This window comes from Klebsiella sp. 64 (assembly GCF_018223915.1).
Taxonomy (GTDB): Bacteria; Pseudomonadota; Gammaproteobacteria; order Enterobacterales; family Enterobacteriaceae; genus Klebsiella; species Klebsiella pneumoniae.
The window spans coordinates 1-17,901 of record NZ_JAGRQZ010000039.1; the positions used below are offsets into that span (position 1 = coordinate 1).

18 protein-coding genes, 1 rRNA gene and 1 riboswitch are annotated in these 17,901 nt (G+C 59.1%); of the genes, 10 read left to right on the top strand and 9 right to left on the bottom strand.

Annotation, left to right across the window (positions count from 1 at the left end):
- Positions 1-180, bottom strand: a 16S ribosomal RNA gene (locus KHQ23_RS23450); the annotation flags it as partial.
- Between the two features lie 627 nt (positions 181-807).
- On the opposite strand from KHQ23_RS23450, the gene purH reads away from it, so the two are divergent.
- Both purH and purD read left to right on the top strand, forming a co-directional pair.
- Positions 808-2,397: a bifunctional phosphoribosylaminoimidazolecarboxamide formyltransferase/IMP cyclohydrolase gene (purH, locus tag KHQ23_RS23455; protein ID WP_004178254.1), complete on the top strand. Its 1,590-nt coding sequence runs from the start codon at positions 808-810 to the stop codon at positions 2,395-2,397.
- A 15-nt stretch (positions 2,398-2,412) separates the two neighbouring features.
- Positions 2,413-3,708, top strand: coding sequence for a phosphoribosylamine--glycine ligase (purD, locus tag KHQ23_RS23460; protein WP_002884357.1), 1,296 nt, complete (start codon positions 2,413-2,415; stop codon positions 3,706-3,708).
- Here purD and zraR read toward each other — a convergent pair.
- Together zraR and zraS are read right to left on the bottom strand one after the other, a co-directional pair.
- Positions 3,698-5,029 (bottom strand): sigma-54-dependent response regulator transcription factor ZraR, encoded by a 1,332-nt coding sequence (gene zraR / locus KHQ23_RS23465; protein WP_032430515.1) that lies wholly within the window; start codon positions 5,027-5,029, stop codon positions 3,698-3,700. The two genes, purD and zraR, sit on opposite strands and share 11 nt — an antisense overlap.
- Positions 5,016-6,410, bottom strand: coding sequence for a two-component system sensor histidine kinase ZraS (zraS, locus tag KHQ23_RS23470; protein ID WP_032435783.1), 1,395 nt, complete (start codon positions 6,408-6,410; stop codon positions 5,016-5,018). The genes zraR and zraS overlap by 14 nt, the downstream gene beginning before the upstream one ends.
- A 259-nt stretch (positions 6,411-6,669) precedes the next feature.
- Between zraS and zraP the strand changes: the two genes are divergently transcribed.
- On the top strand, positions 6,670-7,107 hold the full coding sequence (zraP, locus tag KHQ23_RS23475) for a zinc resistance sensor/chaperone ZraP (protein ID WP_002884346.1): 438 nt from the start codon (positions 6,670-6,672) through the stop codon (positions 7,105-7,107).
- A 3-nt stretch (positions 7,108-7,110) separates the two neighbouring features.
- Here the strand turns inward: zraP and KHQ23_RS23480 are convergent, their stop codons facing one another.
- From KHQ23_RS23480 to nudC, 6 genes are all read right to left on the bottom strand, one after another.
- Positions 7,111-7,806, bottom strand: a complete 696-nt coding sequence (locus KHQ23_RS23480; protein ID WP_032430516.1) for a DUF1481 domain-containing protein — start codon at positions 7,804-7,806, stop codon at positions 7,111-7,113.
- Positions 7,807-7,818: 12 nt separating this feature from the next.
- A complete protein-coding gene (hupA, locus tag KHQ23_RS23485; RefSeq protein ID WP_002884342.1) occupies positions 7,819-8,091 on the bottom strand; it encodes a nucleoid-associated protein HU-alpha in 273 nt (90 codons plus the stop codon).
- Between the two features lie 186 nt (positions 8,092-8,277).
- The gene (locus KHQ23_RS23490) at positions 8,278-8,868 is read right to left on the bottom strand and encodes a YjaG family protein (RefSeq protein WP_032422051.1); all 591 of its coding nucleotides are present in this window, start codon (positions 8,866-8,868) and stop codon (positions 8,278-8,280) included.
- Between the two features lie 42 nt (positions 8,869-8,910).
- Entirely contained in the window at positions 8,911-9,582 is a 672-nt protein-coding gene (nfi, locus tag KHQ23_RS23495) for a deoxyribonuclease V (protein ID WP_004152311.1), read from the bottom strand.
- Between the two features lie 12 nt (positions 9,583-9,594).
- On the bottom strand, positions 9,595-10,659 hold the full coding sequence (gene hemE / locus KHQ23_RS23500) for a uroporphyrinogen decarboxylase (protein WP_002884329.1): 1,065 nt from the start codon (positions 10,657-10,659) through the stop codon (positions 9,595-9,597).
- A gap of 40 nt (positions 10,660-10,699) precedes the next feature.
- Positions 10,700-11,473 (bottom strand): NAD(+) diphosphatase, encoded by a 774-nt coding sequence (gene nudC / locus KHQ23_RS23505; RefSeq protein WP_002884327.1) that lies wholly within the window; start codon positions 11,471-11,473, stop codon positions 10,700-10,702.
- Positions 11,474-11,566: 93 nt separating this feature from the next.
- On the opposite strand from nudC, the gene KHQ23_RS23510 reads away from it, so the two are divergent.
- The 7 genes from KHQ23_RS23510 to thiH all read left to right on the top strand — a co-directional run bounded on the left by KHQ23_RS23510 (position 11,567) and on the right by thiH (position 17,691).
- Positions 11,567-12,064: an Rsd/AlgQ family anti-sigma factor gene (locus KHQ23_RS23510; RefSeq protein ID WP_002884324.1), complete on the top strand. Its 498-nt coding sequence runs from the start codon at positions 11,567-11,569 to the stop codon at positions 12,062-12,064.
- A 52-nt stretch (positions 12,065-12,116) separates the two neighbouring features.
- Positions 12,117-12,241: riboswitch (TPP riboswitch) on the top strand.
- Between the two features lie 85 nt (positions 12,242-12,326).
- On the top strand, positions 12,327-14,222 hold the full coding sequence (gene thiC / locus KHQ23_RS23515; protein ID WP_009485012.1) for a phosphomethylpyrimidine synthase ThiC: 1,896 nt from the start codon (positions 12,327-12,329) through the stop codon (positions 14,220-14,222).
- A complete protein-coding gene (gene thiE / locus KHQ23_RS23520; protein WP_004152310.1) occupies positions 14,222-14,857 on the top strand; it encodes a thiamine phosphate synthase in 636 nt (211 codons plus the stop codon). Before thiC ends, thiE begins: the two co-directional genes overlap by 1 nt.
- A complete protein-coding gene (gene thiF, locus KHQ23_RS23525; RefSeq protein ID WP_004152309.1) occupies positions 14,850-15,605 on the top strand; it encodes a thiazole biosynthesis adenylyltransferase ThiF in 756 nt (251 codons plus the stop codon). Before thiE ends, thiF begins: the two co-directional genes overlap by 8 nt.
- Positions 15,589-15,789, top strand: coding sequence for a sulfur carrier protein ThiS (thiS, locus tag KHQ23_RS23530; protein WP_002884183.1), 201 nt, complete (start codon positions 15,589-15,591; stop codon positions 15,787-15,789). The genes thiF and thiS overlap by 17 nt, the downstream gene beginning before the upstream one ends.
- 1 nt (position 15,790) lies before the next feature.
- On the top strand, positions 15,791-16,561 hold the full coding sequence (thiG, locus tag KHQ23_RS23535) for a thiazole synthase (RefSeq protein ID WP_004146302.1): 771 nt from the start codon (positions 15,791-15,793) through the stop codon (positions 16,559-16,561).
- Positions 16,558-17,691, top strand: a complete 1,134-nt coding sequence (thiH, locus tag KHQ23_RS23540) for a 2-iminoacetate synthase ThiH (RefSeq protein ID WP_004177872.1) — start codon at positions 16,558-16,560, stop codon at positions 17,689-17,691. Before thiG ends, thiH begins: the two co-directional genes overlap by 4 nt.
- Positions 17,692-17,901: the final 210 nt, after the last annotated feature.

A 17,901-nucleotide genomic window follows, 5' to 3' on the forward strand; every position in this document is an offset into this window, starting at 1 on the left:
TTATGCGGTATTAGCTACCGTTTCCAGTAGTTATCCCCCTCCATCAGGCAGTTTCCCAGACATTACTCACCCGTCCGCCGCTCGTCACCCGAGAGCAAGCTCTCTGTGCTACCGCTCGACTTGCATGTGTTAGGCCTGCCGCCAGCGTTCAATCTGAGCCATGATCAAACTCTTCAATTTAAGTTTGATGCTCAAAGAATTAAACTTCGTAATGAATTACGTGTTCACTCTTGAGACTTGGTATTCATTTTTCGTCCGAGGACGTTAAGAATCCATGTCACTTTGAGTGCCCACACAGATTGTCTGATAAATTGTTAAAGAGCAGTTGCGACGCGCTTTAGCGCTCTGTCGCGAGGTGGCGTATATTACGCTTTCCTCTTTCAGAGTCAACCCGTTTTTCAGGATTTTTCTCTGCAACCGAACCGGCTGTTTGTGTGAAGTGATTCACATCCGCCGTGTCGATGGAGGCGCATTATAGGGAGTTCTCGAGCGTCCGCAATAGAAAAATGGCAGAAAAATGACTGACTGCTGCATTCCCCAGCAAAACCCCGCTTTATACCTCGTTACACACAGAATTATCCACAGGAGAGCGTAAAAACATGACCGCTAGCCCCGTGGATCGCCAGCTATATAGAAGGAGATTCACCGGCCTGGAGAGAAACATAAAAATTCGCGAGCGTTGCGCAAACGTTTTCGTTACAATGCCGCGCTATGACACGGATGCCCGGTTGGGTGCGTTAGGTGAGTTTTTAGGCAAAAACTCACCTAACGCTCTCTGTAATGTTCAAATCCTGGGGATTTAATACCATGCAACAACGTCGTCCAGTCCGCCGCGCTCTGCTCAGTGTTTCTGACAAGGCCGGTATCGTCGAATTCGCGCAGGCGCTTTCCGCTCGTGGTGTCGAGCTGCTGTCCACCGGCGGCACCGCTCGCCTGCTGGCAGATAAAGGCCTGCCGGTTACCGAAGTCTCTGACTACACCGGTTTCCCGGAAATGATGGATGGACGCGTGAAGACCCTGCATCCGAAAGTACACGGCGGCATCCTCGGTCGTCGCGGTCAGGATGACGGTATCATGCAGCAACACGGTATCGCGCCTATCGATATGGTTGTCGTGAACCTTTACCCGTTCGCCCAGACCGTCGCTCGTGAAGGGTGCTCGCTGGAAGACGCGGTGGAAAACATCGATATCGGCGGCCCGACCATGGTGCGCTCCGCGGCGAAGAACCATAAAGATGTCGCCATCGTGGTTAAGAGCAGCGACTACGACGCCATTATTAATGAGATGGACGCCAACGAAGGTTCTCTCACGCTGGCCACCCGCTTCGACCTCGCCATTAAAGCCTTCGAACACACCGCCGCTTACGACAGCATGATCGCCAACTACTTCGGCAGCATGGTTCCGGCCTATCACGGCGAAAGCAAAGAAGCCGCTGGCCGCTTCCCGCGTACCCTGAATCTGAACTTCATTAAGAAGCAGGATATGCGCTACGGCGAAAACAGCCACCAGCAGGCGGCTTTCTATATAGAAGAGAATGTAAAAGAGGCCTCCGTGGCGACCGCCACTCAGCTGCAGGGCAAAGCGCTCTCCTATAACAACATTGCCGATACCGATGCGGCGCTGGAGTGTGTAAAAGAGTTCAACGAGCCGGCCTGCGTTATCGTTAAGCACGCCAACCCGTGCGGCGTTGCCGTCAGCAACTCGATTCTTGACGCCTACGATCGCGCTTACAAAACCGACCCAACCTCCGCGTTCGGCGGCATCATCGCCTTTAACCGCGAGCTGGATGCTGAAACCGCGCAGGCGATCATCTCTCGCCAGTTCGTCGAAGTGATCATCGCGCCGTCCGCCAGCGAAGAAGCGCTGAAAATCACCGCCGCGAAGCAGAACGTCCGCGTACTGACCTGCGGCCAGTGGGATACTCGCGTTGCCGGCCTCGATTTCAAACGCGTTAACGGTGGTCTGCTGGTTCAGGACCGCGATCTCGGCATGGTCACCGCAGGTGAACTGCGCGTGGTCAGCAAACGTCAGCCAACCGAGCAGGAACTGCGCGATGCGCTGTTCTGCTGGAAAGTGGCGAAATTCGTCAAATCCAACGCCATTGTGTATGCCAAAGATAATATGACCATCGGCATAGGCGCCGGTCAGATGAGCCGCGTCTACTCGGCGAAAATCGCCGGAATTAAAGCCGGTGATGAAGGTCTGGAAGTGAAAGGTTCCGCCATGGCCTCTGACGCTTTCTTCCCGTTCCGCGACGGCATCGATGCCGCAGCCGCGGTAGGCATCACCTGCGTTATTCAGCCGGGCGGCTCTATCCGTGACGACGAAGTGATTGCCGCCGCTGACGAACACGGCATCGCCATGATCTTCACCGACATGCGCCACTTCCGCCATTAATTCATGGAGCAGCAGATGAAAGTATTAGTAATCGGCAACGGCGGGCGCGAGCACGCGCTGGCCTGGAAAGCGGCTCAGTCGCCGCTGGTTGATACCGTCTACGTCGCGCCGGGCAACGCCGGTACCGCTCTGGAGCCGTCGCTGCAAAACGTCGCCATCGGCGTCACCGATATTCCGGCGCTGCTTCGCTTCGCGCAGGATGAGAACATCGATCTGACCATCGTTGGCCCGGAAGCGCCGTTGGTCATTGGCGTGGTCGACGCGTTCCGTGCCGCCGGGCTGAACATCTTCGGGCCAACCGAAGGCGCCGCGCAGCTGGAAGGCTCAAAAGCCTTCACCAAAGATTTTCTCGCCCGTCATCATATTCCGACGGCGGAATACCAGAACTTCACCGAAGTGGAGCCTGCGCTGGCTTATCTGCGCGAGAAAGGCGCGCCGATCGTCATCAAAGCCGACGGTCTGGCGGCGGGTAAAGGCGTTATCGTGGCGATGACCCTCGAGGAAGCCGAAGCGGCGGTCAAAGATATGTTGGCCGGCAACGCCTTTGGCGACGCGGGCCACCGCATCGTGATTGAAGAGTTCCTCGATGGCGAAGAGGCTAGCTTTATTGTGATGGTCGACGGCGAGCACGTCCTGCCGATGGCCACCAGCCAGGATCACAAGCGCGTCGGCAACGGCGATACCGGCCCGAACACCGGCGGGATGGGGGCGTACTCCCCGGCGCCGGTGGTTACTGACGAAGTCCACCAGCGCACCATGGAGCGGATTATCTGGCCAACCGTGAAAGGCATGGCCGCTGAAGGCAACACCTATACCGGTTTCCTCTACGCCGGTCTGATGATCGACAAGCAGGGCAACCCGAAGGTGATTGAGTTCAACTGCCGCTTTGGCGACCCGGAAACCCAACCGATCATGCTGCGCATGAAGTCCGACCTGGTCGAGCTGTGCCTCGCCGCCTGCGCGGGCAAGCTGGACGAGAAAACCTCCGAGTGGGATGACCGCGCGTCGCTGGGCGTGGTGGTTGCCGCCGGCGGCTATCCGGGCAGCTACAATACGGGCGATGAGATCTACGGCCTGCCGCAGCAGGAAGTCGCAGACGGTAAGGTCTTCCACGCCGGCACCAAACTGTCTGACGACCAGCGCGTGGTCACCAACGGCGGGCGCGTGCTGTGCGTCACCGCGCTGGGTGACTCCGTGGCGCAGGCGCAGCAGCGCGCCTATCAGCTGCTGACCGACATTCGCTGGGACGGTAGCTTTAGCCGTAGCGATATCGGCTGGCGCGCCATCGAACGTGAAAAGGCTAACGGCTAAGTTTCGCCAGCAGCGTTTTGCGCGTAATGCCTAACTGACGGGCGGCTTCGGTTTTGTTGCCGCCCGTTTTTTCCAGCGCCGCCAGAATCACCTCTTTCTCCACTTCCACTAACGGCTGAATTCCCCCCTCCTCGCTCCCGCCTGATGGCAGCGGCGTACCGGCGATCGCCAGGGGCAGTTCTCGCTCAGAGATATAGTTTCCGGTCAGTAGCACCACCGCCCGCTCCACCGCGTTTTCCAGCTCGCGAATATTGCCCGGCCAGGGGTAGTGGATCAGCAGGTCCATCGCCTGTGGCGTGAACCCCTTTACCGTCTTACGATTGCGTTCGGTATAGCGTTTGAAAAAATGCTGCGCCAGCTGCGGAATATCTTCCCGTCGCCGGCGCAGCGGCGGCATATCAATAGTTACGACATTCAGGCGGTAATAGAGATCCTGGCGAAAACGCCCGGCGCTCACCTCCTCCGCCAGATTACGATGGGTGGCGGCGATTAGCCGCACATCGACAGAAAGCGTCTGATTACTGCCCACGCGCTGCACTTCGCGTTCCTGAATCGCCCGCAGCAAGCGGACCTGCATCACTGGCGAGATATCCCCTATCTCATCAAGAAACAGCGTGCCGCCATCCGCTTCGACAAAGCGTCCTTCCCGCCGCCGATCCGCCCCGGTAAACGCCCCTTTTTCATGACCGAATAGCTCGGATTCCAGCAGTGACTCATTCAGCGCCGCGCAGTTGAGCGTGACCAACGGCTTGTCACGACGCTCGCTGCAGGCGTGGATGGCGTGCGCCACCAGCTCCTTACCGGTTCCCGACTCCCCATAAATCAGCACCGTCGCGTCCGAAGGGGCCACCAGCGTAATATCGTTAAGAAGCGCCTGCATCGCCGGGCTGTCGCCAATCATGCCCCACCGTGAATCCGTCGCAACGCTGGGGTCGCTCTCGCTCTGCCGGGTGTGCGCCAATGCCTGAACCAGCGTCTGCTGCAGGGTGTCAAAATCCAGCGGTTTAACCAGATAATCCAGCGCCCCGGACTTAATAGCTTCTACCGCCGTACCGACGCTGGAAAACGCCGTCATGATCAGCACCGGTATCGCCGGGTTATAGGCCTTAATCTCTTTTAACGTTGCGATACCGTCCATCTCCGCCATACGGATATCGCACAGCACCAGGTCGAAGACCTGCTGATGGATCTGCTCCAGCGCCTGCAGGCCGTTGTGAGCCAACCCCACCTGATAGCCCCAGCCGCGCAGCAGCGCCTGCAGGATCGTGCAGTGGCTGATGTCATCATCAACGACCAGAATCTGTACTTTATCGCTGCTCATCTTCCCTCCGTTGAGCATCCACCGGTAACCAAAGCGTAAATATCGCTCCAGCTCCCGGCTGACTTTCGGCGCGGATCGTCCCGCCATGTTGTTCGATAATATTCTGCACTACGGCCAGCCCCAGCCCGGTGCCGTCCGCCTTGGTGGTGAAATACGGCATGAAGATAGCCTGTAACTCTTCATCGCTCATCCCCTTACCGCTATCCGTGACGACGATTTTCACCCGCTGACGATCGGCTTCGCTTGCTGTTACGCGAATGACGCCGTCACGGCCAATCGCCTGCATTGCATTCAGGTACAGATTCAACAGCACCTGATTCAGGCGATCGGGGTCGGCGCTGATCGTGGTTAACTCAGGTCGCGGAGTAAATTGCAGCGCGATCCCGCGGCTCTGCGCATCCTGGCTTACCAACTGCAATGAGTGGCGGATAAGCGCGTTGATATCGACTGTCTGGTAGTTTAGATGGGCGGGCCGGACCAGCTCCAGCAGCTCGCTGACCACCCGGTTCAGGCGATCAGCCTCTTTGGCCATCACCTGGGCTAACTGATGCGACTCGCCGCCAGGCGACGTGCGCTCGGCAAAATATTTCGCCAGCCCTTTAATCGACGAGAGCGGGTTGCGGATCTCGTGCGCGACCCCCGCCGCCAGATGGCCAAGCGCCACCAGCTTTTCCTTGCGGGCCATCGCCTCCAGCAGCTGTTTCCGCGAGCGACGATAGCGGCGGAACCAGAACTGAGCGAGGATCGTCGCCGCTATCACCAGCGCGGCGGCACCCAGCATGATGGCCATATTCCGCTGCCCGCGGGCCTGCGCGGCATCCAGCTCGCGGCTATCAAAGGCGATAAAAATCACCTGCGGGACGATGGCCTGAGCCAGGGCGCTATTGCCGCGGTTCATCATTCCCATATGGTGGCCGCGGGCCGGATTAAGCGGGCGAAAATGGCGATAGATCTCCAGCGCCGGCTGCGGTTCGCTAAGCCGGCGCCAGCGGGCCTGTTCGCCAACCGCTAACGCACGCATCTGCGCCGGGCTATACAGCGTTTTACCCACCTGCTGCGGATCGCTATGGGCGATAATTTTACCGTTTTCATCGGTCACCGCGAACCACAGGACGCCCGGTTGCCAGGCCATCTCTTCCAGCAGGGCCTGCAGCTGCGCATGATGCATACGCATCCCCATCCCGACGCGCGTGCCGGACTCCAGCGCGCGGATCAGCACGCTCCCTTTCTCTTCAATGGTTTGTCGGGCAGCGGTCGTCTCGCGACCGTAGTCGCGGACGATCATCGCGGAGAACAGCATGACCAGCAGCACAACCGTGCCGGTCAGCAGCCAGCTCAGCGCGCCAGCGGCGGCGTCCCGGGAGAGAGATTTGATCTTCATCGGCGAGTCCTTGTCATCTCTTTTTCACTATCTGCAGGCTCCTTCAGCAGAAATCATGCCATGTTTCCGCGCGGCCAATCCTGCTCTCAAACATATCGCCTGCGCTTAAGCGAGTAAAAATGACTCGCCTGACCCTGGCGGAACGGGTCATTTTTACTCGCTCTCCTCGGCAAAGGCTTCGGCAGGCCCACACAGACGGGCTTTTTCAGACTGGCATGGAAGATGCAATACCGAGGGAAACCACACAGGAGAAAATGCCATGAAACGGAACCGTACCTTACCTCTCGCCCTCGTTACCTTTGCCGCGCTGACCTTCGCCAGCAACGCGGCCTGGGCCAACCACCACTGGGGCAACAATAACGGGATGGGCAACCAGGGCTACAGTCAGCTGACCCAGGAGCAGCAGGCTACCGTGCAAAAGCTGCATAACGATTACTATGCGCAAACCAGCGCCCTGCGCCAGCAGCTGCAGTCCAAACGCTATGAGTACAATGCGCTGCTCACGGCGCAAAAGCCGGACAGCGGGAAGATTGAAGCTGTCGCTCAGGAGATGGAAGGCTTACGCCAGAAGCTGGATCAGCAGCGGGTGAAGTTTGATATCGCCCTGGCTGAGGCAGGCGTTCCCCGCGGCGCAGGAATGGGATATGGCGGCTGTCGCGGTAGCGCCGGCGGTCATATGGGCATGAACCACTGGTAAAGGTTAGAAGCTTTTTTCCGTCGGCTGCCAGGTGCAGAAGTTTTCATTGGCGACCAGCAGCAGTTGAGAGCCTTCCGGCGCCTCCAGCCAGGCAATGCTCACTGCGGCGGAAGCGTGGCTCTGGCGGCGTTCAATGTGCGCCAGGGCCCGGCTATCGAGGTCGGGCGTAACCGTCTGCCCTTCGCAGGTCAGCACGGTATGCGCGGCAGCTTTCCAGCGCCCCTGCCGCAGGACGACCCGCCCCTGGCGGAGGGCGTCGCTGGTCTGGCGGATCTGTTCGGCGCGATAACGATATAGCGCGACCTGGTCGCTGGAGAGCTGCTGCTTCTGCCCGTCCACTTCCCGTTGCATAAAGCTCAGATCGCCCTGCGCGTCGAAACGGGCGCGAATATGTTCCGGCGGTTTGCCATAGACATTGAGTTCGATAAGCGCCAGTTGATCGCCCTGCCAGCGATATTCGCTGGTCGAGGTGTCCCCGTGACGCCACGGGCTGAAGGCGGCGAGAAGATGGACTTCATCGCCAGAATCTTTACGCCAGATGCGCATCGCTCCCTGATTGTCCGCATATCCGCTGGCGGTAAACGGCGGTAGCGACGTGTCGTGGCTGCAGGCAGTCAGCAACAGGATGCCCGCCAGCGCCAGAGGCCGGCGCCAGACAGACAAAAGGGGCTTAATAGCCCCTTCGATAAAACTGTTCACTGCCACGCGGTCTTACTTAACTGCGTCTTTCAGTGCTTTGCCAGAAACAAATGCCGGCACGTTAGCTGCAGCGATTTTGATCTCTTTACCGGTCTGCGGGTTGCGGCCAGTACGCTCAGCGCGGTGGTTCACTTTGAAGGTACCGAAACCAACCAGTTGAACAGCATCACCTTCTTTCAGAGACTCAGTAATTGCAGCCAGGGTAGATTCCAGGGCAGCTTTAGCCTGTGCTTTGGACAGGTCAGCTTTGTCCGCAATTACATCAATCAGTTGAGTCTTGTTCATAAGTTATCCTTACAATGTGTTTATCGCTTGCTAAGCATCGAGTGCGACGGAAATGCCAAAAAAGCACCCTCCTGCATACACGCACCGATAGCCACTTTTTTTCGCCCTCCAAATGTAGACCAGACGGGGGGCGGAATGGAAGCCTTCAGACGCTACAATTCAGGCGGTAAATCACGTTTTCTGGTCTCACTGCTGAAAATTTATACCAATATTGCTCTCGCCAGCCTCGCGCAGGTCCGCGCGCAGGCCTTTTATCAGCTCAAGATCACGCTCTTCACAGTCGGCCAGCAGGCGGAAAATTTCCCACTGAATATCCCATTCCTGCTCTACCGCCAGATTCGCTTTCAACTCTTCGTCGGTCATTTCGCGACCTTCCTGGGTCATTTCCAGCATCGCCACGGTGGTGATGGAGGTCTTGCTCACCTCGATCGCGTGCTCGAGCGTTTCGCCGCTCAGACGAGAATGAATCAGTTCACTCAACGCCACGCAAGCGTCTATGGCCGGATAGACACCGTACATGTCGAAATCATCTGCCGCCGGGATCGCCTCTTCCAGCTTCTCCAGCTGGCTGTCGAAATTCACCTTCGCATCTTTAACCGTCAGCGTTTCCCAGATCAGGTCCAGGATACGACGATAAAGCAGGCCGTCGCCAAACTCGGTTTGCTTGCAGAACATCGCGTAGTTGGGATACATACGTTCGCACAGGCAGGCCATAAAAGTGACATGCTGCCAGCTTTCCAGCTTCTCCAGGCGCAGGTGAATCGGGTTTTGTAACATGATGAATTCTCGAAGTCAGAAATTAGGCGCAGTGTACCTGAATCAGCTGTGATTTGCTTGCCAACGCACAAACGACGGACGACGGGACGCCACCGCATCGGCCCAGCGCGTCGGCTCGGGCAGACGGTAGCCTCGCATGCAGCGCTCAACCCACATTAAAGCGCTGTCCATGCCTACCCGGTGGCCGGTGCTAATAAACAGCGGGTTGCAGCGCACTTTGCTGCGCCAGACCCAGGCCAGTTGCTCATTTTTATCCATCAGCGGGGCCAGCGCGCCAGGCTCATCACCCAGGTCGCCGATTTTGCCGCACAGGCGTTTTTTCGCCACTCCGATAGTCGGCACATCAATCATCAGGCCAAAATGGCTGGCGACGCCCAATCTCCGGGGATGAGAAATGCCGTGTCCGTCAACGAAGAGCAGGTCCGGTTTTTGCGAAAGCTGCTCCCACGCCGCCAGCAGCGCAGGCGTTTCGCGAAACGAGAGAAAGCCGGGAATATAGGGCATAGAGGTGGCGACCCGCGCCACCTGATACTCCACCAGCTCAAGCTCAGGCCAGGTCAGCAGCACCATCGCAGCCCGGGTGATCTCCCCTTCCTGCTCAAACCCGACGTCCGCGCCGCCGATCAACGCCGGCGGGTCGCGATCCAGTCGATCCGCACGCTCTACCGACGCGGCTAACTGTTGCTGTTGGGTACGTAGTGCGGCTAAATCCATAGGGCTTATCTCCTACTGGTGATAGGGTGCGGACAGACGGTGCACAGCCTCAACAAAGACGCCCGCATGCTCGGGGTCAACGTCCTGATGAATACCGTGTCCAAGGTTAAAGACGTGGCCTTCCCCCTGGCCAAAGCCGGCAAGAATAGTCGCCACTTCTTCTTCAATACGCGGGGCGGACGCATAGAGCATCGACGGATCCATATTGCCCTGTAGCGCTACTTTGTTACCCACGCGACGGCGAGCATCGGCAATATCGGTGGTCCAGTCGAGACCCAACGCATCGCAGCCGGTCTCCGCCATCGCTTCCAGCCACTGACCACCGCCTTTGGTGAACAGAGTCACCGGCACGCGGCGGCCTTCGTTTTCCCGCAGCAGGCCATCGACGATCTTATGCATGTAGTAGAGGGAGAACTGCTGATAGTCGCGGCCGGTCAGCACCCCGCCCCAGGTGTCAAAAATCATCACCGACTGCGCGCCGGCTTTGATCTGCGCGTTGAGATACAGGGTAACGCTCTTCGCCAGCTTATCCAGCAGCGCATGCAGCGCCTGCGGCTCGGCGTACATCATCTTTTTAATCACGGTGAAAGCCTTGCTGCTGCCGCCCTCCACCATGTACGTAGCCAGCGTCCATGGACTACCGGAAAAACCGATCAGCGGCACTTCGCCTTTCAGTTCGCGGCGAATGGTGCGCACGGCGTTCATTACATAGCCCAGCTCCTGCTCCGGATCCGGGATCGGCAGCTTGTCGACGTCGGCTTTACTTTTTACCGGCGAGGTGAAGCGCGGACCTTCGCCAGCTTCAAAGTACAGCCCCAGCCCCATGGCGTCCGGGATGGTCAGGATGTCCGAAAAGAGGATCGCCGCGTCCAGCGGGTAACGGCGCAGCGGCTGGAGAGTCACTTCGCAGGCCAGCTCGGCATTTTTACACAGCGACATAAAGTCGCCCGCTTGCGCACGGGTGGCTTTGTACTCCGGTAAATAGCGGCCCGCCTGGCGCATCATCCACACCGGGGTGACATCAACCGGCTGACGCAGCAGCGCGCGCAGGTAACGATCGTTCTTCAGTTCGGTCATTTTTACATTCCTTTAGCGTTGATACGCCCAGTGTAACATGTCACTCGAACTCTGCCCGACACATCGCGACGGTATCTTCGATAAGCCGCCGCGCCACTGTCCCCGGCGGCGGCAGAAGCGGCAGGTCGTCATAGCGATACCAGTCCGCGGTCAGTAACTCTTTTTTGTCGACCACGATCTCGCCATCTGCGTAATCCGCCATAAAGGCGGTCATCAGCGACTGCGGGAACGGCCATGGCTGAGAGGTCACGTAACGCAGGTTTTTTACCCGAATACCGCTCTCCTCCATCACCTCGCGAGCCACCGCCTGCTCAAGGGTTTCGCCGACCTCGACAAAGCCGGCCAGCACGGTGTGCACGCCGTTGCGATGGCGCGTATGTTGCGCCAGCAGGATCGCATCGTCGCGACGGATTGCCACGATAATGCAGGGGGCAATTTGCGGGTAGTAACGTTCACGGCAGTGGCTGCACAGCATCGCCCATTCGCTTTTGCTGGCATGCATCGGGTGGCCGCAGTAACCGCAAAATTTATGCGAGCGATAAAATTCGGCGAGCTGGATCCCCCGCCCAGCCAGCTGGAAGAGTCCCGGATCCTGATCCAGCACCTGGCGCAACGATCCCATGTCATGGCGACGATCCTGGCGCACCATCCACACGGACTCGCCCTGCCACTCGCCAATATGCAGCGCATGCTGGCCGACAAGATCGAAATTAACCGCTTCGCCATGTGGTAATTCTCCACCAGGCAACCATAATTTTTGTTCGTGACTGACAACCCACCAGCCGCGATCTAATTTTTCAATAATACGATCCATATCTATTGCACTACCTTTGCTTCACTGGCATGTTGTTAACATTATATTTACATTTTGGTGAGCAGATTTAAATCAAAACTAGCGGAGTCAATCATGCTAAACCAGCTGGAAAATCTGACGGAGCGCGTTGGCGGTAGTAATGAACTGGTCGATCGCTGGCTACAAGTGCGTAAGCATCTGCTCGTGGCTTACTACAACCTGGTTGGCCTGAAACCGGGCAAAGAGTCGTTTATGCGGCTAAACGAAAAGGCGCTGGATGACTTTTGCCAAAGTCTGGTGGATTACCTCTCATCCGGTCATTTTAGTATTTATGAACGCATTATTGGCGAAATGGAAGGCGATACCCCTCTTTTAGCCGCCACCCGGCTTTACCCGCAGCTGGAAGCCAATACCCAGCAGATGATGGACTACTACGATACCTGCCTCGAAAACGCCATCGATCACGATAACTATCTTGAATTTCAGCAGGCGCTGTCGGATATCGGCGAGTCGCTGGAGGCGCGTTTCGCGCTGGAAGATAAACTGATCGCCCTGGCTGTCGCCCATAACCTGAGCAATGACGTGCGTGATAATATTGCGCCGACCGCTTGAGTTGTGAACCGTTAACGCGTAATTTACGTACATTATCCCTCTGCGGAGGGATTTCATCTTGTCGGAGTGCCTATTTTCCATGCGCAGGCTAACGTGGAAAAGGCTGAGACCGTTAATTCGGGATCCGCGGAACCTGATCAGGCTAATACCTGCGAAGGGAACAAGAGTAAACTGCTGTTCGCGTCAGTCCGTCAGGGCCGATCGCATCTGTTACTCCATCCGTCGTCTGACAAGCCATGTCCTTTTTTAACTGGAATGCGCTATGTCTACTACCAAACTAACCCGTCGGGAACAACGCGAGCACGCGCAGCGATTCATTGATACGCTGGCGGGTACCGCTTTTCCTAATTCACGCCGCATCTATGTTCACGGCTCACAAGCGGATATCCGCGTCCCGATGCGTGAAATTCAGCTCAGCCCAACTCTCGTCGGCGGCGATAAAGATAACCCCCGGTACGAAACCAACGAACCGATCCCGGTGTATGACACCTCCGGGCCGTATGGCGACCCGGATATTAGCATTGATGTCCGCCAGGGGCTGGCAAAGCTGCGCCAGCCGTGGATCGACGCGCGTAACGACTGCGCGCCGCTCAGCGAACGCAGCTCGGCCTATACCAAAGCGCGGCTGGCCGACGACGGTCTCGATGAGCTGCGCTTCAGCGGCCTGCTGACGCCCAAACGCGCCGTCGTTGGCAAATGCGTGACCCAGCTGCACTACGCCCGCCAGGGGATAGTCACCCCGGAGATGGAGTTCATCGCCATTCGCGAAAACATGGGTCGCGAACGTATCCGCAGCGAGGTTCTGCGCCAGCAGCACGCAGGTGAAGGCTTCGGCGCCCACCTACCGGAAAACATCACCCCCGAGTTCGTTCGCGATGAAGTGGCCGCCGGACGCGCCATCATCCCCGCCAACATCAACCACCCGGAGTCTGAACCGATGATTATCGGCCGCAACTTCCTGGTGAAAGTGAATGCCAATATCGGCAACTCTGCGGTGACCTCTTCCATCGAAGAAGAGGTCGAGAAACTGGTCTGGTCAACCCGCTGGGGCGCCGACACGGTGATGGACCTCTCCACCGGCCGCTATATCCACGAAACCCGCGAGTGGATCCTGCGCAACAGCCCGGTGCCGATTGGTACCGTGCCGATTTACCAGGCGCTGGAGAAGGTCAACGGCATCGCCGAGAATCTCACCTGGCAAGTCTTCCGCGATACCCTGCTGGAACAGGCCGAGCAAGGCGTCGACTACTTCACGATTCACGCCGGCGTACTGTTGCGCTACGTCCCGATGACGGCGAAGCGCCTGACCGGTATCGTCTCGCGCGGCGGCTCAATCATGGCTAAGTGGTGCCTGTCGCATCATCAGGAAAACTTCCTCTACCAGCATTTCCGCGAAATCTGCGAAATCTGCGCCGCCTATGACGTGTCGCTGTCGCTGGGCGATGGCCTGCGCCCCGGCTCCATTCAGGATGCCAACGACGAGGCGCAGTTTTCCGAGCTGCGCACCCTTGGAGAACTGACGAAAATCGCCTGGGAATATGACGTGCAGGTGATGATTGAAGGCCCTGGCCACGTGCCGATGCAGATGATCCGCCGCAATATGACCGAACAGCTGGAGCACTGCCACGAAGCGCCATTCTACACCCTGGGGCCGCTCACCACTGACATCGCGCCGGGCTACGACCATTTCACCTCCGGTATCGGCGCGGCAATGATCGGCTGGTTCGGTTGCGCCATGCTGTGCTATGTCACGCCGAAAGAGCATCTCGGCCTGCCCAACAAAGAGGATGTCAAACAGGGGCTGATTACCTACAAAATCGCCGCCCACGCCGCCGACCTCGCGAAAGGCCACCCCGGGGCGCAGATCCGCGACAACGCGATGTCAAAAGCGCGTTTTGAATTCCGCTGGGAAGACCAGTTCAACCTCGCGCTCGACCCGTTCACCGCGCGGGCCTATCACGATGAAACCCTGCCGCAGGAGTCCGGCAAAGTCGCCCACTTCTGCTCCATGTGCGGGCCGAAATTCTGTTCGATGAAAATCACTCAGGAGGTCCGCGACTACGCCGCGAAGCAAAGTATCGAAGCCGGCATGGCCGATATGTCGAATAACTTCCGCGCCCGCGGCGGCGAAATCTACCTGAAACAGGAGGAAGCCTGATGTATCAACCTGATTTTCCACCCGTCCCGTTTCGTCTCGGACTCTACCCGGTGGTGGACAGCGTGGCGTGGATTGAGCGCCTGCTCGAAGCTGGGGTACGTACCCTTCAGTTACGCATCAAAGACCGGCGCGACAGCGAAGTTGAGGATGACGTGATCGCCGCCATCGCCCTTGGTCGCCGCTATCACGCCCGACTGTTCATTAACGATTACTGGCAACTGGCGATTAAGCACCAGGCCTATGGCGTGCATCTCGGACAAGAAGATCTGGAAACCACCGATCTGAGCGCTATCCGCCAGGCCGGGCTGCGTCTTGGCGTCTCTACTCACGATGATATGGAAATTGATGTCGCCCTTGCGGCACGCCCCTCTTACATCGCGCTAGGTCACGTCTTCCCGACGCAAACCAAACAGATGCCTTCCGCGCCGCAGGGCCTCGAGCAGCTTGCCAGACATATTCAACGCCTGGCGGATTACCCCACCGTGGCGATCGGCGGAATTAGCCTGGAAAAGGCGCCGGGGGTACTGGCGACCGGCGTCGGCAGCATCGCGGTGGTCAGCGCCATCACCCAGGCGGCGGACTGGCGGGCAGCGACCGACCAACTGCTGGCGCTGGCGGGAGCGGGCGATGAATGATCACGACTTTATGCGCTATAGCCGCCAGCTGCTGCTGGAGGATATTGCCATCGAAGGGCAGCAGAAGCTGTTAGCCAGTCGAGTGCTGATTATCGGCCTTGGCGGGCTGGGCTCCCCGGCGGCGCTCTATCTGGCCGGGGCTGGCGTCGGGACGCTCACCCTGGCCGATGACGACGCGGTGCATCTCAGCAACCTGCAACGGCAGATCTTGTTCACCAGCGCGGATATCGATCGGCCAAAAGCCGCAGCGGCACAGACCCGGCTCAGCCAGCTAAACCCGCAGATCAAACTGGTAGCGCTCCAGCAGCGCTTAAGCGGCGAGGCGCTACGCGCCGAAGTGGCGAAAGCGGACGTGGTGCTGGACTGTACCGATAATATGGTCACCCGCCAGGCGATCAATGCCGCCTGTGTGGCCCTCGATACCCCGTTAGTAACCGCCAGCGCCGTGGGCTTCGGCGGTCAGCTGATGGTGCTCACCCCGCCCTGGAGGCAGGGCTGCTATCGCTGCCTGTGGCCGGAAAGCGATGAACCGCAGCGCAACTGCCGCACCGCGGGGATCGTCGGCCCGGTGGTCGGCATGATGGGCACCCTGCAGGCGCTGGAGACGATTAAGCTGCTCAGCGGCATGGCGACGCCGCGCAACACCCTGCGGCTGTTCGACGCCCGCACCAGCAACTGGCGCGCCCTTGCGCTACAGCGCTCCCGGAGCTGCCCGGTGTGCGGAGGGCGGCATGCAGATCTGGTTTAACGACGAGCCGCTGGCGTGCGCCGACAATCTCAGCGTCAGCGCCCTGCTGACCCAGCTCGAACAGCAGCAGCCGGGCGTTGCGCTGGCGCTCAATCAACACATCCTGCCGCGCGACCGGTGGGAAGATCATCTCTTGCAGGAAGGCGATCGGGTCCTGCTTTTTCAGGTTATCGCTGGAGGCTGACATGTTACGTATTGCAGACAAAACGTTTGAATCCCATCTTTTCACCGGTACCGGCAAATTCGCCGCCCCGGAGGTGATGGTCGAGGCGATTCGCGCCTCGGGCAGCCAGCTGGTAACCCTGGCGATGAAGCGCGTCGATTTACGCCAGCGCAATGACGCCATCCTCGCCCCGCTGCTGGCGGCGGGAGTCAGCCTGCTGCCGAATACCTCGGGCGCCAAGACGGCGGAAGAGGCGGTGTTTGCCGCCCGTCTGGCGCGGGAAGCCCTGGGTACCCACTGGCTGAAGCTGGAGATCCACCCGGACGCCCGCTGGCTGCTGCCCGACCCGATTGAAACCCTGAAAGCGGCGGAGCTGCTGGTCCGCGAAGGGTTCGTGGTGCTGCCCTACTGCGGCGCCGATCCGGTGCTGTGTAAACGACTGGAAGAGGTGGGCTGCGCGGCGGTGATGCCGCTGGGTGCGCCGATCGGCTCCAATCAGGGGCTGGAAACCAAAGCCATGCTGGAGATTATTATCGAGCAGGCGACGGTCCCGGTGGTGGTCGACGCCGGGATCGGCGTCCCGAGCCATGCGGCGCAGGCGCTGGAGATGGGCGCGGACGCGGTGCTGGTCAATACCGCCATTGCCGTCGCCGACGACCCCGTGGCCATGGCCCGCGCCTTCCGTATGGCGATCGATGCCGGATTACTGGCGCGTCAGGCCGGACCGGGGGCACGCAGTACGCAGGCGCAGGCCACCAGCCCGCTCACCGGATTCCTGGAGGCGCTGGCATGAAAACCTTTAGCGATCGCTGGCGGCAGCTGGAGTGGGACGATATCCGCCTGCGCATCAACAGCAAAACCGCCGCCGACGTCGAACGGGCGCTGGCGGCCAAACAGCTCACCCGCGACGATATGATGGCCCTGCTCTCGCCTGCCGCGGCCAATTACCTTGAACCGCTGGCCCAGCGCGCGCAGCGCCTCACCCGGCAGCGCTTCGGCAATACCGTCAGCTTCTACGTGCCGCTGTATCTCTCCAACCTGTGCGCTAACGACTGCACCTACTGCGGCTTCTCGATGAGCAACCGCATTAAGCGCAAGACGCTTGATGCCGCCGAGATTGCCCGCGAGTGCGCCGCGATCCGCAACCTGGGCTTTGAGCATCTGCTGCTGGTGACCGGCGAACATCAGGGTAAGGTGGGAATGGATTATTTCCGTCAGCACCTACCGGCTATCCGCAGCCAGTTTGCCTCGCTGCATATGGAAGTGCAGCCGCTGGCGACTGAAGAGTATGCCGAGCTGAAAACCCTGGGGCTCGACGGGGTGATGGTCTATCAGGAGACCTATCATGAAAGCATGTACGCCCAACACCATCTGAAAGGAAAAAAGCAGGATTTCTTCTGGCGGCTGGATACGCCGGATCGCTTAGGCGCGGCGGGGATCGATAAGATCGGCCTTGGCGCGCTCATCGGCCTTTCCGACAGCTGGCGAGTGGACTGCTTTATAGTCGCTGAGCACCTGCTGTGGCTGCAGCAGCGCTACTGGCGCAGCCGCTATTCGGTCTCCTTCCCGCGCCTGCGTCCCTGCGCCGGCGGTATTGAACCGGCTTCGCTGATGGATGAGCGCCAGCTGGTGCAAACTATCTGCGCCTTCCGCCTGCTGGCGCCAGAGGTTGAGCTGTCCCTATCCACCCGCGAATCCCCCTGGTTCCGCGACCGGGTGATCCCGCTGGCGATCAATAACGTCAGCGCCTTCTCTAAAACCCAGCCCGGCGGCTACGCCGACGATCATCCGGAGCTCGAGCAATTTGCCCCGCACGACGATCGCCGCCCTGAAGAGGTCGCCAGCGCGCTGGCCGCCCGCGGCCTGCAGCCGGTATGGAAAGACTGGGATAGCTGGCTGGGACGCGCTTCGCAAACCTCATGATGTACAGTGTAAACGCCTTATAATTTTGCGCGCCTGCACGAGAGATGAAAAACAGAGGCTGGCCCGCCCGACGCCGTTTTTCTATTCTGCCCTGGTCAGCAGCGGACGCTGACCAGGGCGAACCTTTTCTTCCTCATTTTCGCCCTGCCTCTCCGCGCTGAGCAGAGGCCTGCACATTATCGCCGAATATAAATCACGATACATGAAGGC